General features: G+C 42.7%; 11 protein-coding genes and 1 riboswitch. Of the genes, 8 read left to right on the top strand and 3 right to left on the bottom strand.

Going from position 1 to position 13,812, the window contains the following annotated elements:
• The first annotated feature begins 4 nt into the window (after positions 1 to 4).
• Positions 5 to 132, top strand: a riboswitch (cobalamin riboswitch).
• Positions 133 to 258: 126 nt separating this feature from the next.
• The 8 genes from NE535_RS01870 to NE535_RS01835 all read left to right on the top strand — a co-directional run bounded on the left by NE535_RS01870 (position 259) and on the right by NE535_RS01835 (position 8,980).
• Positions 259 to 1,161 (top strand): ABC transporter ATP-binding protein, encoded by a 903-nt coding sequence (locus tag NE535_RS01870; RefSeq protein ID WP_261297000.1) that lies wholly within the window; start codon positions 259 to 261, stop codon positions 1,159 to 1,161.
• Entirely contained in the window at positions 1,158 to 2,234 is a 1,077-nt protein-coding gene (locus NE535_RS01865) for a FecCD family ABC transporter permease (protein WP_261296999.1), read from the top strand. Before NE535_RS01870 ends, NE535_RS01865 begins: the two co-directional genes overlap by 4 nt.
• Before the next feature lie 49 nt (positions 2,235 to 2,283).
• Complete coding sequence (gene cobT, locus NE535_RS01860; protein WP_261296998.1) at positions 2,284 to 3,330, top strand: nicotinate-nucleotide--dimethylbenzimidazole phosphoribosyltransferase; 1,047 nt, start codon at positions 2,284 to 2,286, stop codon at positions 3,328 to 3,330.
• A gap of 7 nt (positions 3,331 to 3,337) precedes the next feature.
• A complete protein-coding gene (locus NE535_RS01855) occupies positions 3,338 to 4,120 on the top strand; it encodes an adenosylcobinamide-GDP ribazoletransferase (RefSeq protein WP_261297231.1) in 783 nt (260 codons plus the stop codon).
• A complete protein-coding gene (gene cobU, locus NE535_RS01850) occupies positions 4,120 to 4,725 on the top strand; it encodes a bifunctional adenosylcobinamide kinase/adenosylcobinamide-phosphate guanylyltransferase (RefSeq protein ID WP_261296997.1) in 606 nt (201 codons plus the stop codon). The genes NE535_RS01855 and cobU overlap by 1 nt, the downstream gene beginning before the upstream one ends.
• On the top strand, positions 4,722 to 6,305 hold the full coding sequence (locus NE535_RS01845) for a cobyric acid synthase (protein ID WP_425347435.1): 1,584 nt from the start codon (positions 4,722 to 4,724) through the stop codon (positions 6,303 to 6,305). Before cobU ends, NE535_RS01845 begins: the two co-directional genes overlap by 4 nt.
• On the top strand, positions 6,305 to 6,931 hold the full coding sequence (gene cobO, locus NE535_RS01840; protein WP_261296996.1) for a cob(I)yrinic acid a,c-diamide adenosyltransferase: 627 nt from the start codon (positions 6,305 to 6,307) through the stop codon (positions 6,929 to 6,931). The genes NE535_RS01845 and cobO overlap by 1 nt, the downstream gene beginning before the upstream one ends.
• An 870-nt stretch (positions 6,932 to 7,801) precedes the next feature.
• On the top strand, positions 7,802 to 8,980 hold the full coding sequence (locus NE535_RS01835; protein WP_261296995.1) for a patatin-like phospholipase family protein: 1,179 nt from the start codon (positions 7,802 to 7,804) through the stop codon (positions 8,978 to 8,980).
• Positions 8,981 to 9,740: 760 nt separating this feature from the next.
• On the opposite strand, the gene NE535_RS01830 is transcribed toward NE535_RS01835, so the two are convergent.
• The 3 genes from NE535_RS01830 to NE535_RS01820 all read right to left on the bottom strand — a co-directional run bounded on the left by NE535_RS01830 (position 9,741) and on the right by NE535_RS01820 (position 13,769).
• Positions 9,741 to 11,255, bottom strand: coding sequence for a DUF4339 domain-containing protein (locus NE535_RS01830; protein ID WP_261296994.1), 1,515 nt, complete (start codon positions 11,253 to 11,255; stop codon positions 9,741 to 9,743).
• Positions 11,256 to 11,316: 61 nt separating this feature from the next.
• The gene (locus NE535_RS01825) at positions 11,317 to 11,739 is read right to left on the bottom strand and encodes a DUF4339 domain-containing protein (protein ID WP_261296993.1); all 423 of its coding nucleotides are present in this window, start codon (positions 11,737 to 11,739) and stop codon (positions 11,317 to 11,319) included.
• Positions 11,740 to 12,062: 323 nt separating this feature from the next.
• On the bottom strand, positions 12,063 to 13,769 hold the full coding sequence (locus tag NE535_RS01820) for an RluA family pseudouridine synthase (protein ID WP_261296992.1): 1,707 nt from the start codon (positions 13,767 to 13,769) through the stop codon (positions 12,063 to 12,065).
• Positions 13,770 to 13,812 lie beyond the last annotated feature (43 nt).

The following is a 13,812-nucleotide window of genomic DNA, read 5'->3' as shown; positions in this document are numbered from 1 at the left end:
CCAACCGTTAAATATAGTCACGAGTATTGGGAATCGGGAAAGCCCGAACTGTACCCGCAACTGTGAATATGATGCCTGCCTAGATTAGGTCAATCATATAAGTCAGATACCAGCTTGAGACTATTCATTTTTTGCCTGAGCGGGATAACTCAGTGGGGCATATATGTTTGAAATTCTGATCGCTTTTATAGTGGGCAACCTTGCTATAGGTGGCCTTATTTATTTAGGTGCAAGGCTATACTTAGGAGACGATGTTTGATGTCTTCAAGTATTGATGCCGTGATCGTAACATCTCAGTCTGATAACCTTGCCTTATCCGTAAACGGAATTAGTTGGCATGTTGACGATGTCGCCATTTTAGCGGATATCTCCTTTTCGCTTAACAAAAAGCAAATGCTAGGGGTGATAGGGCCAAATGGTGCGGGTAAGTCGAGTTTACTTCGATGTCTTTACCGTTATATCACACCGACTCAAGGGCAAATTCGCCTATTTGATCAAGATATTAGCCAATTTAAGGGCAAGGCCTTTGCTACCCAAGTGGCTGTGGTGCAACAAGATACGCCGCAATTTTTTGATATGAATACTAGCCAACTTGTGGCCATGGGATTAACGCCGCATAAAGGCATGTTCGATGGGCATACCGCCGCAGATAATCAACTGATAAACGATGCCATTCAAAAAGTGGGTTTAACCGACAAAGCTTTTTTACAATATAGCCAATTGTCAGGAGGGGAAAAACAGCGGGCATTAATTGCAAGGGCCATAGTGCAGCGCCCTAAATTATTAATACTCGATGAACCCACAAATCATTTAGATATTCGATATCAGATACAAATTTTAGAATTGGTTAAAAGCTTAGGTATTACCGTTATCGCTTCCATCCATGATTTAAATTTAGCCAGTGCAATGTGTGATACTTTGGTATTGCTCAATAAAGGCCGCCTGGTGTCTCAAGGCACGCCTAGCGCGGTACTGACCGAAGCTCAAATTGGCAAGGTATTTGAGGTTTGTTGTGAGGTCAAACCGCACCCTCAACACGCTAAACCCTTAGTCAATTACTTTTACGGTTATATGTCGCATTCTTTATCCCAATCGCCATTTCAACCTAGTCCTAAGGCCGAACAAGATTCATCGCTTTGCGATTCCGAGGTACAGCGATGAGCCCAGTAAAAGATCAATATAGATATCGACTATTTCTGTGTTTGTTAAGCTTGTTTGCCGCATTAAGCCCTATTGCAGCAGCAAGCTTTGGCGCGGCAAACATCAGTTTCCATGATGTGATTCAGGCGATAGGGCAACATCTTTCTTGGCAAGATAATGCCCAATCATCAGGCATAACAGAACGAATTGTATTTGAGCTACGTTTTCCACGCATTGTGCTGGCGTTTGTCGCGGGGGCAGGATTAGCCCTAGCAGGTAGTGTGTTACAAACTGTTACCTGTAATCCATTGGCTGATCCCTATTTGTTTGGTATTAGTTCCGGAGCCTCTTTTGGTGCAGTATTAGTGTTCAGTTTTTTGTCTAGCGGACTGTTTAACTTAACACAGGGAACTGCCATGTCTTTAGGACAGCTTGAGTGGTGGAGTTGGCAAAATTTGTTATTGCCTATAGGGGCGTTTGCTGGAGCAAGTTTGTCGGTATTGCTGGTGTTAAGCTTGTCAGGTTTGGGCCGCAGTAGCCAGATAGAGCGTATGTTGCTATCGGGGGTTGCTACTTCATTTTTATTCGGTTCATTGACCAGTTTACTGCTGTATTTTTCAAGCCCGCAAGCCACAGCATCTGTATTGTTTTGGTCATTAGGGAGTTTTGCTAAAGCAAACTGGACTGGAGTGATATTACCCAGCGTTATTGTGCTGGGCAGTTTAGCGATTATTGTTGTTTTTAAGCGGCAAATTGTTGCACTGCAAGCGGGTGATGAAACCGCCCATACCCTTGGGGTTAATGTGGCTAAATTACGCCTCAATATGCTGTTACTTTGCTCCTTGATTACCGCGGTATTAGTGGCCAGTTGTGGTGGCATTGGCTTCGTGGGATTGATGATCCCCCATTGTGTTCGATTACTGTTTCCAGGGCGTCAGCCTATGATAGTGACTGCTATTGTGGGTGGGTTATTTATGGTGTGGATTGATGTGGTGGCCCGCTGCATATTAGGGAATCAAGAGTTACCCGTAGGTATTATCACTGCCGCAATTGGCAGTGTGTTTTTCTTATTTATATTAAGATATAGGCGTTAAATGCTTGTGTCATTAACGCGTTTATCGTTGTTATTTTTGTGGAGCGTATATGTTTGCAGTTGACCATGTAAGTCATAAATTCGACGACATCATCCAACATAAAATTGATCAAAAAACTAAACCCAAAGGGGCGCTTGGTCAGTTGGAAACATTAGCTAAACAAATTGCACAAGTGCAGTTATCCAGTGATCCAAAGGCTAAAAAATTGCATATTACTGAGCCGGGATTACTGGTGTTTGCTGGCGACCATGGTATTGCTCAATATGGTGTGTCGATTGCGCCAAGTGAAGTGACCAGTCAAATGGTGGCGAATTTTGTTCACGGTGGTGCAGCGGTGAATGTGTTTTGCCGACAAATGGGTTTTAACCTTGAGGTGATAGACGCTGGTGTGCTTGCTCCCTTAGGTTTAAAAGGGGTAACTGAGCACAGATTAGGTAACGGAACAGCGGCGATTCATTTAGCCCCAGCGATGACCCTTGAGCAAGTTAAACAAGGTTTTAAAGCGGCCCATGAAGTGGTTGAACGTCATGTCTTGTCAGGGTGTAACCTTATTGCGTTAGGTGAAATGGGGATAGGTAACACCTCATCAGCTGCGGCAATTATGGCGGCTTTGCTAGAGTTTGACGTTAATACTTGTGTCGGCAGAGGGACGGGTATTGATGATAAAACCTTTGCTTTGAAAAAAGCGTTGATCAATGAAGCATTGAAATTACATCGGCCTAAATTAGCTTCACCTGTGCATGTATTGGCTTATTTAGGTGGTTTTGAAATAGTACAAATGACAGGGGCGATTTTAGCGGCCGCTGAACAGAAAATATTAGTGCTAATAGATGGGTTTATCTCTACCGCTGCAGCACTTGTCGCTGTAAGATTACACCCCGCAGCAAGAGACTATTTAGTGTTTGCCCATGAGTCGGAAGAGCAGGGGCATAAATTGATGTTAACCCACCTAGCAGCACAGCCTATTTTGTCTTTAGGCTTACGCCTAGGAGAAGGGACCGGAGCCGCATTAGCGCTACCGATAGTACAAGCCGCAGTGAATTTTTATAATGACATGGCCAGCTTTGAAGATGCTGGTGTCGTGAATGTGGTCTAAGGAAAGTATGTTCAATCTATACCGTGGTTTAAGACAGTTAAATTTATTTTTCGTGGCGTTAAGTTTTTTTACTCGGCTGCCAATTCCATCTTGGGTGGTGATTGATGCTGAAAAACTTAATCAATCAAGCCGATATTTTGGGGTGGTAGGATTAGCTATTGGCCTCATTAGTGGGTTAGTTTTTTGGCTAGCTCAGTTGGTGCTGCCAGCTAATATTGCCGTGCTGCTAGCCATGGTAGCCGGAGTGTTAGCAACAGGTGCGTTCCATGAAGATGGCTTAGCGGACACCGCCGATGGTTTTGGTGGTGGTTGGACCGTTGAAGATAAGCTGCGCATTATGAAAGACTCTCGTCTTGGCAGTTACGGCGCGTTAGCCATTGGTTTAGCTTTGTTATTAAAGTGGCAACTCTTGGTAGAGCTAGCGCTATATAGCCCAATGGCCGCCATTAGTGGTTTTGTGGTGGCGCATACATTAAGCCGTGTATTAGCTGCCAGTCTGATTTTTAGTGAAAAATATGTCCGTGATGACAGCGGTAAGTCCAAGCCTTTAGCACAGCAACAATCAATCAACGACCTGTTGATATTGTTAGCCAGTGGTTTGTTTGTTCTATTGTGGTTAAACGGTGTTGCAGCGTTTGCTTTGTTTATTATCCTTTGGTGCGTGCGTTTTCTTCTGGGTAATTTATTTAGACGCCAAATTGGTGGTTATACCGGTGATACCTTAGGTGCAGCGCAGCAAGTCAGTGAAATTGTGTGTTACCTCGTCATATTGGTAGTTGGATTAAGTTAATGATCCATTTAGTTCTTGGGGGGGCAAGAAGCGGTAAAAGTCGGTTTGCTGAAAGCAGGGTGGCCCAAATAACCGCTTCTATCCCCCAAGTTTGTTCGCCAGTGTATATCGCTACCGCCACCATAGGCCATGATAACGAGATGGCAAGCAGAATTGCTCGTCATCAAGATGATAGAGCCGCCAGTGTTTTATCTTGGTTAACCCTAGAAACCCCCTTGGCTTTAGCCGAGTGTTTAACGCGGATTGATAAAGCCAATCAAGTGATTTTGGTCGATTGCCTTACCCTCTATTTAACCAATCATTTGTTACTAACAAGTTTTGGTGGTGCAGCTGAAACCGCTATCCCTAACTTCGCAACAAATTTAGCATCAAGCGACTGGCAAACAGAAAAAGATTCTCTTTTAGCGGTATTGCCCAAGCTACAGTCAGATGTGGTTTTAGTGAGCAATGAAGTGGGTTCGGGCGTTGTGCCTATGGGGGAACTTAGCCGAGAATTTGTCGACCAAGCCGGATGGCTAAATCAGGCCATCGCCACCATGGCGGATCACGTCACCTTAGTTGTAGCAGGTTTGCCGCTTCCATTAAAAACATCAACAAACTCATGACCACAGATAATCCTCTATCCACTAAACATTTAACCACTCAGCTTAGTCGATTAACTGGCAGCTTAATGGTGCAAGGCACGACATCCGATGCGGGTAAAAGTACTTTAGTGGCCGGTCTATGTCGCGTTTTTGCCCGTCATGGTGTTGAGGTTGCGCCATTTAAGCCACAAAATATGGCACTGAACAGTGCTGTAACTGAAGATGGTGGCGAAATCGGCCGCGCCCAAGCATTACAAGCGGTGGCGTGTAACCTTAAGCCCCATACTGACTTTAACCCTGTACTGCTTAAACCCAGCTCAGACACTGGCGCGCAAGTCATTATTCATGGAAAAGCGTTAACCACCCTTGAGGCTAAAGCTTTTTTCGGCCCCCAAAGTCAGGGCTATAAGGCCATGGCCTTGGACGCTGTGATGACATCCTTCCGTCGTCTTCGCCAGCAGTATTCATTGGTGGTCATTGAAGGTGCGGGCAGTCCCGCTGAAATTAATTTACGTCATGGCGATATCGCCAATATGGGCTTTGCAGAAGAAGCTGATTGTCCGGTGATTATCATTGCCGACATTGATAAAGGCGGTGTATTTGCCCACCTCGTCGGCACCTTGGCATTGTTAAGCCCATCAGAGCAAGCGCGGGTGAAAGGCTTTGTGATTAATCGTTTTCGTGGCGATATTAGCTTGCTGCAATCTGGGGTTGATTGGCTTGAAAACTATACCCAAAAGCCTGTTTTGGGCGTGTTGCCCTATTTGCACGATCTGCATTTAGATGCCGAAGACAGTTTAATTGCTGCACCAAATGCTACTGGCAATATTGCCCAGCAAAAAAAGCTGGTGGTATTAGTGTTAGTGTTGCCACGGATCAGTAATCATACCGATTTTGATCCGTTAAGATTACACCCTCAAGTTGAGTTTCGATATGTCAGTATGGCAGATCAACATCAACCCTTTCCCGCTGCCGATTTAATCATTCTACCTGGCAGTAAAAATGTCCGTGCAGATCTCAATTTCATGCGTCAGCAAGGTTGGGATAGTGCTATTTTTAAGCATTTACGCTATGGCGGTAAAGTGATAGGTATTTGCGGTGGTTACCAAATGCTAGGGAAAATGATTAATGATCCCCTTGGTATCGAAGATAAAGCAGGTAGTAGTGCAGGCTTAGGCTTATTAGATATCACAACCGAACTTACCGCCAATAAAGTACTGACTCAAGTCAGCGGCCAGTTACAACTTAATCAACAACAGGTGAGTTTTGACGGCTATGAAATCCACTGTGGAATATCGCATTTTTCTGCAAGCATAATATCTCACCCAGTGACGATTTTTTCAGTTGATCATTCAGGCACCACATCTGGGGCGATGACACAAAGCGATGGTCAAGTGAGCCAAGATAATTTGATTATGGGCACCTATATCCATGGATTATTAGATAACCCATCGGCATGTCAGCTTATTTTACAATGGGCAGGACTTGAACAGGCTCAAGTTATTGACATTAACCAAATCCGCGAACAACAACTAAACCGTCTTGCCGATGTGCTTGAAGCGCATTTAGATTTCGAACAGTTAATAGGAGTGATTTCATAATGGACAGCAATAAAGACCAAAATCAGCTTGACGAACAAAAAGCCCAACGTCATAAAGCACGCCAACAAAAAGTGAAGGACGCAGTGGATGCCAAAATCGCTAAAGCGCAATTAGAGAAAGGCGTGTTACTGGTCTTGACCGGCAATGGTAAAGGTAAGTCTACGGGTGGGTTTGGCAATATTACCCGTGCAGTAGGACATGGAAAAAAGGCGGCTGTAGTACAGTTTATTAAAGGCAACTGGCCTTGCGGTGAGCGTGAAGTGCTAGAGAAAGTCGGTGTTGAGTTCCACGTGATGGGAACAGGTTTTACCTGGGAAACCCAAGACAGAGAGAAAGATACCTTAGCGGCGATAGGAGCGTGGGAAGCAGCGGAAGCATTGCTCAAAGATGAAACCATCGATATTATTTTGCTCGATGAACTCACTTATATGGTGAGCTATCACTATATCGAGCTTGATCGTGTACTGGATGCGCTTAACAATCGGCCGCCAATGCAACATGTGATCATTACTGGCAGAGCGTGTCACCGTGCGATTATTGAGCTAGCTGATACCGTGAGTGAAGTTCAACCGATTAAACATGCATTTGAAGCCGGAGTTAAAGCACAAATTGGGTTTGATTATTAGGATCTATCTGTTGCTAAGCCCATAAGTTGACAACAACTTGCTGTGGTGTGCGATCAATATGGTCAGGTAGTGCATGGAATTTTGATGCTCTTCGGCTCAAGCATCCTCGGTAACCGCTCCATGCGTTACCCTACCTCCTAAATCCTAAATCCTAAATCCCTTTAGTCGTGCTTCGCCCCATCTTCTATATCCATATCGTTGTGTTTTAAGGGTATTTACAACATCCCGGTTGATTGTAACGAATGAAGAGCATCGTTTTTCTACTTTCAAACTCGTTAACACAGCATGAAAGCCCTAAAACATGCTGAGTAGAACACTTTTTTGTATTTATTCGTTTTAATATCAATCATCTAAGTTATTTAGATTAAGCGAGAACTGAGTGTGGGTGGCTAAAGAATGCTGTAATAGCATTGATGCTCGTTTGCTAAACTAGGCTTCAAAAGTTTACCTACGGTGAACTTTTCGTAGCCATAGCCAGCGTGTCGTAAACAGCGGAAATAATAAAATGAATTTTATTATTTTACAGGGGCAAACCTAGTATTAGATTGACCTAACGATTAAAACGGATCGGGCAAGGTTAATGTATCTGAGCCATAGCTATCACCCACATTTTCTTTGAAGGGACAAACCCTTCGAACATCGTCAAGTATCTTGATGAAATAGCTGAGTTGTGATTGCAGGGTTTAACCCTTCATATGCGATTAATGGCTGCTCAATTACCAGTATAAAATACCCACAATCAAGTATGTTGCAATGTTGGTACTAAGTTTTATGTTATCTGTACCATTTAAATAGCTAGGACATAAGGTTGTTGTCCGTTGTTTTCAGTATCACAGTCAGACAGTGGTGATAAATAATTTGGAGATAGTAATGGGTCAAACAAAGTCTTTATCTATGGTGGTGTTTTTGTCGCTGTTTCTTGTGGCGTGTAGTTCAACACATACCCTTGAAAACCGAGTCACAAAAGATAATTACCGAGCGGTAACGGTTGAGTCTAGTTTTGCTGATGCGTCATCTGAACCCTATCGAGTTTGGGGGGATGACGCTTCGGATTTCTTATTTAACCCGCAAGATGGTACGACTCCGTTAAAGGTGAATGGCGACCAGCTAAATATTCTTGCTCTGTCTGGCGGAGGTGCTAACGGAGCATTTGGTGCCGGTATTATTAACGGCTTATACGACAGCAACCAGCTGCAGGAGTACAGCATTGTTACTGGTATTAGTGCAGGCTCACTGATGGCGCCATTTGTATTTGTGGGTGGGGATGAGATCCCACGTCTAAAAGAGGTCATGCTTAGCCTTAATGACGACCTTATTTTAGGTAAACGTAATTTTCTCAATGCGCTGATTAAGGATGCATTTACCGATGGACAAAAGATGTTTGAATTTATCCAGAACGTCTACACGGCAGAAATGATTGAGCAGATAGCTGTGCAGCATCAGTCAGGTCGTCGGTTATTTATTGGCAGCACCCATTTTGACTCTGAAGAGCTGGTTGTTTGGAACCTTGGTCGCATCGCCGAGAGTGATCTACCTAACAAGGTCACATTGATCCATCAAATTCTGGCTGCGAGTTCATCAATACCAGGGGTGTTTCCGCCACAATTTATTACGGTTAACCAAGGTGACAAGACCCTAGAAGAGCTTCACGTCGATGGCGGACTTACGGTGCAAATGTTTTTCGAAGTGGTAAATGTTGATTACGCAAAGATCAATGAGGCTTTGGGATTAACGACGAGTCCGCAGATACATGTTATTCGTAATGGTATGTTAAAAGTTCCCTATCAGGCAACTGAAGATAAGGGCGTTGACTTATTAAGCAGAAGCCTTGGCAGCATGACGATTCAACAAGCTAAAGGTGACCTGTATAGAATGCTTTATTTCAGTAAAAATAGTGGATTAAAACTTTCATTTACTTATATGGATGATGAGTTTAACGCACCTAAAGCGACAAAAGATATGTTCGACTTACAGTATATGAAAGCCTTGTACCAGCATGGTTATAGCAAAGCTAAATCCACTGAACTTTGGTCAACTGAAGTTCCCTAGGAAGGCGTCCAGTTAAGGGCCCCTAAGGTATACAAGCTATTACCAATCAATTTTTTAACATGAAAGTACGAATATAAAAAGCTCTCTTGTCACTGGCGTTGGCCGTAAAAAGCACCAGCGCTATGGCTCTTAACGTCGATCGAGCTAGCCCATGAGATGCAGCTAGTGGCTGTTAGTGAGGCGTCCGAACTCTTTATCACGATAGATGAAGATGCCAGTTTTGAGTCTGTTGTGTATCAAGGGTTTATCACAGAAAAATTCAGTGATATCTATGTCATGATGGCTCAGGCGAAATCACTATGCCACTACACGTTGATTCTGTTAAAAGCCAAACATTTTATAGGCCTCTTCCTCGTGAGAGGCCTATAAATTCATATCAAGCATGCCTTATTTCTTAGTGCTTTTTTATCGCTTACAAACCTGAGTTCGACACCCCTAAATTAGCATTACGCTGTCGATTAAGGGTTTGTATAGTGGCACACTAATTTGGGGCAAGTAACATGGGTCTTTATAAATCAAGACTTACTTGAATTGATTAATTTGGCTAATTAATTTGTCACTAAATTAATGCGTGAACTGACTCATTTCTATCCTAAATAGCATAATGTGATTAATCTGTTTTCCCCGCAATTTAATCATCAATTTGCTTATAGCTTTCATATTAATTGAATAAATCTCGCCCTATAAAAAGGCCAACTAATCTAAGTTGGCCTTTGGTTTTTCTTGTATGACTTAACAGCAGATATATCGTTGCAACAAATTAGCGACGTCTTCTACTGCGACGGCGCATACGGCCTTCTTTGTCAGTTGATGTGCCACCTGTCGTACCATTTTTCTCTTCATGATCATCATGATCTTCGTGGTCGTTATCTAAGTTGTCATTACTGTGAGCGAGTGTGACTGGAGAGTCCAGTTTCACTTCTTGCTCAGGGGCAACTTTTTTGTCGCCTCTGAACACTGATTTTAAAATACTGGTGACTCCCAATTTAGTTGGTGCAACCGTTTTGGTTTTTTCAGTGTCAGGTTGTGTGCTGGCTATTTCAGTCGATACAGCAGGGCTTTGTTCGAAAACTTTTTCCAGCTTTTGTTCTATATTGTTTTTTAGTTCGTCAGAAAATTGAATGCTATCAATTTTCTCTTGCGACTTTTTTGGCGCGATGTCATCTATCGATTCCCCCGGCTTTAAGCGCACTGCAACGTTATCTAAGCTAGCAGATGAGCGTATTGGCTGAGGGTCTAAAGATGCCGTTTTGGGTCTGATTTCGGCAACATTGTCTAAATTCGTGGCTTTAACCGCTACAGGATCTAATGACAGTGATTTTGTCGGCACAGGATCTAGGCTTAAACTAGGGCTAGCGATCGGATCTAATGCTACTCTTGGTGTGGCGATAGGATCTAATGATAGCGATTTTGTCGGCACAGGATCTAGGCTTAAACTAGGGCTAGCGATTGAATCTAATGCTGTTCTTGGTGTGGCGATAGGATCTAAAGATACCGCTGTTGTTGCGATTGAATCTAATGCTGTTCTTGGTGTGGCGATAGGATCTAAAGATACCGCTGTTGTTGCGACTGGGTCTATAGATGGTGTTATAGCCTCAGAAGGCGATTTTGTGGCTACAGTATCTAAAGGCGATGATATTGGATCATGAGCAGGTTTAGTCACTACTGGTTCTAAAGACGCAGTGATAGGCTCAGAAGCTGTAGCAACAACAGGCTGTAGAGAAATGCTTGGCGCAGTATCAGATAAGGCTTGTGGCGGCGTAGGAATAGCGGCTTGATCTTGAGCTCGATCTGCAACGCGTTTATCAAACTCGCTAGTGACGTCGGTTATTTCTGATTTTGCAATGCTAACGGCATTAACCAGCTCTTCAAATATCTTTTGATAGCCTTCGTATTTGTTTTCAATGCCCTTGATGTTGTTTTTAACATCATCGCTTAATTTGCTCGTAAGGCGTTTGTAGATGTTAATCTCTTGTTCTAGTTCATAAAGATATGTTTTAGAATACTTAACAGACTCATCCATCTCAATGATTGTGTCATTTATTTCATGACGTTTTTTATTGAATTCATTGATCAATTCAGTCGGAATTTGGGCCGGTGACGTGGGCGGAGGTACAATGCCTGCGAACTCAGCAATATGGCTAACCGGAAGCCATTGTGTCAATGAAGGGTGCCAGCCATAGCAGTCAGGTTCGGCCTGTAAAAACGCGATAGCTTCACTTTGGGTTAATGGCCCTGTAACGTCGCCATCATGCGAAAAAAACCATTTTTTCATAGTTATCATTCTTATTTAGTCGTTATCAACAGTGGTTGTGATCGTAATCAGATCAAAAACATTAATTTGCCACACCAGCCAACTTGCGTTGTAAAGCTTCATACTGCTCATTGACGCTACGTATGGTGGCTTTAACTTCTTGATTCAAATTTTGCGTGACTGTTTTAGTTTTATTGGTATCGCGATCAAAATCAGCAAAAGAAGAGGTAATCGCCTTCAAGGTGGTTTCAATGCGGCTTAATTCAGTATTAAGCTCTTGCTCTTTAGCAATAAAACGTTCAACTAGTTTTTTAGGGATCGCTTGGGGTGGCGGTGGCGGTGTGATAACAATATCAAACTCATCAACGTGGCTTACGGGTATCCATTGGGCATAAGATGGATGCCAAGCATAGGTATGCGGATTTTTTTCGATAAACTTGTTGGATTCTGCCAGACCTAAAGGTCCGCTAACTTCACCATTATTTGAGAAATACCACTCTTTCATAGTTCCACTCTTATCCTTAATAGTGTTTAAACTTATAATTATCTATTAATCAGGGGTTTAGCTTGCTTTGTTATTACTGAACTTTAAGGTATTGTTAATTCAAACAGCCTTATTTTTTTGCTTGTTTTTTGAGCATTAAAATATTAGCGCGGCAATTGGAATATAAATAGTTGGTTACATTAACCTATATTTTTTAACATGACCACCCTTTATGAATGATCGATCTTTTTCAATGTCTCAGCTTAATTTACCCCAGTGGAATAAATTCAGGATTTGATTGGTTTTTAGGCGAATCTGTGTGTGAGTTTTTTGCCATTTACTTATTATTCAAAGTCAGCGGAGGTAGTAAACTCAATCCATTGGCCAGTAGAGGGGTGATTAAATCCAATAAAAGCGGCATGCAGATGTAATCGGTTGGCTTGTTGGCCATACAAATCATCGCCGACGATTGGCAAACCTAAACCGAGGTGGTGAGCACAGTGTACTCTAAGTTGATGGGTTCGGCCTGTTTTAGGGTAAAGATGTAATAGGGTGTTTTCACCTTTGTTTTTATAGACTTCCCAAAAGGTTTCGGCGTTTTTTCCATGCTCATAACAGACTAATTGCTTGGGGCGATCATTCAAGTCGACTCGCAGGGGTAAAGTGATCAAGCCTTGTTGTTGGCTGGGCTTACCTTCTACCAAAGCAATATAGCGTTTAGTGACGGTGCGATTGATAAATTGCTGTTGTAAGGCTTTATTGGCCTCTTTGGTTAACGCAATAACCATGAGTCCGGAAGTCGACATATCGAGGCGATGCACAATCAAAGGTCCCGTTGCCTGAGGAAAGTGTTGTTGCATTCGGGTTTGCACTGAATCGGTGACATTTTTCCCGGCCACTGACAGCATTTCAGCGGGTTTATTAATAATCGCCAAATCTGCGTCCTGATACACAATATCAACAAGTTTATCTTCGGCGGTATTAATGAGTAATGGGTCAGGGTCGACCAACATATCTGACAGCATATGGCCTAAAATGGGCCGACACTTACTGTGGCAAGCAGGGTAGTAATTTTGGTGTTGTTTTATTTCTGACTTAGGTGATTGTCCCCACCAAAACTCGGCCATGGCTATCGGGGTTAATTGCTGTTTAAAAGCATATTGCAATAATTTAGGTGCAGCACACTCTCCAGCCCCAGCCGGTGACAGATGGTTTGGTGCATCAAAAAATATGCTATTCAAATCTCGAGTTAAACCAGTAATATTTAAAAATTGATATTGATTAAACAGCTTCTTTTGTAACTGATTAGACAATTGCTTCCGCTGTTTTTTAAGCTGTTTAATTTGATGTAGGTACTTATCGACTTGTTGAAATGTGTGCTCAATTTTTGCAGCCCATTGTTGTTTTAACTCTGCTAATTGATATTTTTGCTGCACGCTTTGACGACTAAGCTCAATTGACAGGGTTTTAAACGATTCGGCGTTAAGCTTTCCCTGAACTAAATCAATATCAGCTTGCTCGCGTTTTTCTTTGCGATGTTTACGATTTTCGATGATATCGGCACGTAACAATGCTAATGCCGTGTCAGCCTGTTGTTGCTGCTTTGCAAGCAAGACTTGTAAATTGGCCAATTCAGCGGTTGATTCATGCTGAATAATTAACTGGTTAATGTCGTTAATTTGTTTGTTTTCGGCACTAAAAAAACTGTCTTTAGTGAGCATGTCAAAAATTGGTGGCACAAAAGGTGGCAGAATATTTTGATCGGCCAGTTTGCCGGAAAATCCGGCTAAAAACCCAATTTGTCCCTGGTGATTTTTTACTACCAACACGCCAAACATTTTACCTATGACCATACCGCGATCATTTTCAGGATCTAAACCAAAATTATGCTGCCATGGATTGTTGATTAACAAGTCTTGTTGTAATTGTTGTGCTGCTTGCAAGCAGATTGGATGTGGTTGGTAGTAAAACGGAAAGGTAAAACGGGCGGGTAAACTGTGCTGGGCAATACTGTCATTGAATTGGATAAAACAAGGATCGATAACAGACATGGTAAAAGCCACTCACAGCATAAAAAGGACAGGTATTTTACCT

Source organism: Shewanella holmiensis (assembly GCF_025370255.1).
GTDB classification, from domain to species: Bacteria; Pseudomonadota; Gammaproteobacteria; order Enterobacterales; family Shewanellaceae; genus Shewanella; species Shewanella holmiensis.
The sequence above is the reverse complement of the archived record's forward strand: the minus strand, read 5'-3'. Positions and strand labels throughout refer to the sequence as shown.

What these genes read in the sequence shown, in the direction of transcription:
- NE535_RS01870 (WP_261297000.1), top strand. Translation starts at nt 259, where the DNA reads ATGTCTTCAAGTATTGATGCCGTGATCGTAACATCTCAGTCTGATAAC.
- NE535_RS01865 (WP_261296999.1), top strand. Translation starts at nt 1,158, where the DNA reads ATGAGCCCAGTAAAAGATCAATATAGATATCGACTATTTCTGTGTTTG.
- cobT (WP_261296998.1), top strand. Translation starts at nt 2,284, where the DNA reads ATGTTTGCAGTTGACCATGTAAGTCATAAATTCGACGACATCATCCAA.
- NE535_RS01855 (WP_261297231.1), top strand. Translation starts at nt 3,338, where the DNA reads ATGTTCAATCTATACCGTGGTTTAAGACAGTTAAATTTATTTTTCGTG.
- cobU (WP_261296997.1), top strand. Translation starts at nt 4,120, where the DNA reads ATGATCCATTTAGTTCTTGGGGGGGCAAGAAGCGGTAAAAGTCGGTTT.
- NE535_RS01845 (WP_425347435.1), top strand. Translation starts at nt 4,722, where the DNA reads ATGACCACAGATAATCCTCTATCCACTAAACATTTAACCACTCAGCTT.
- cobO (WP_261296996.1), top strand. Translation starts at nt 6,305, where the DNA reads ATGGACAGCAATAAAGACCAAAATCAGCTTGACGAACAAAAAGCCCAA.
- NE535_RS01835 (WP_261296995.1), top strand. Translation starts at nt 7,802, where the DNA reads ATGGGTCAAACAAAGTCTTTATCTATGGTGGTGTTTTTGTCGCTGTTT.
- NE535_RS01830 (WP_261296994.1), bottom strand. Translation starts at nt 11,255, where the DNA reads ATGAAAAAATGGTTTTTTTCGCATGATGGCGACGTTACAGGGCCATTA.
- NE535_RS01825 (WP_261296993.1), bottom strand. Translation starts at nt 11,739, where the DNA reads ATGAAAGAGTGGTATTTCTCAAATAATGGTGAAGTTAGCGGACCTTTA.
- NE535_RS01820 (WP_261296992.1), bottom strand. Translation starts at nt 13,769, where the DNA reads ATGTCTGTTATCGATCCTTGTTTTATCCAATTCAATGACAGTATTGCC.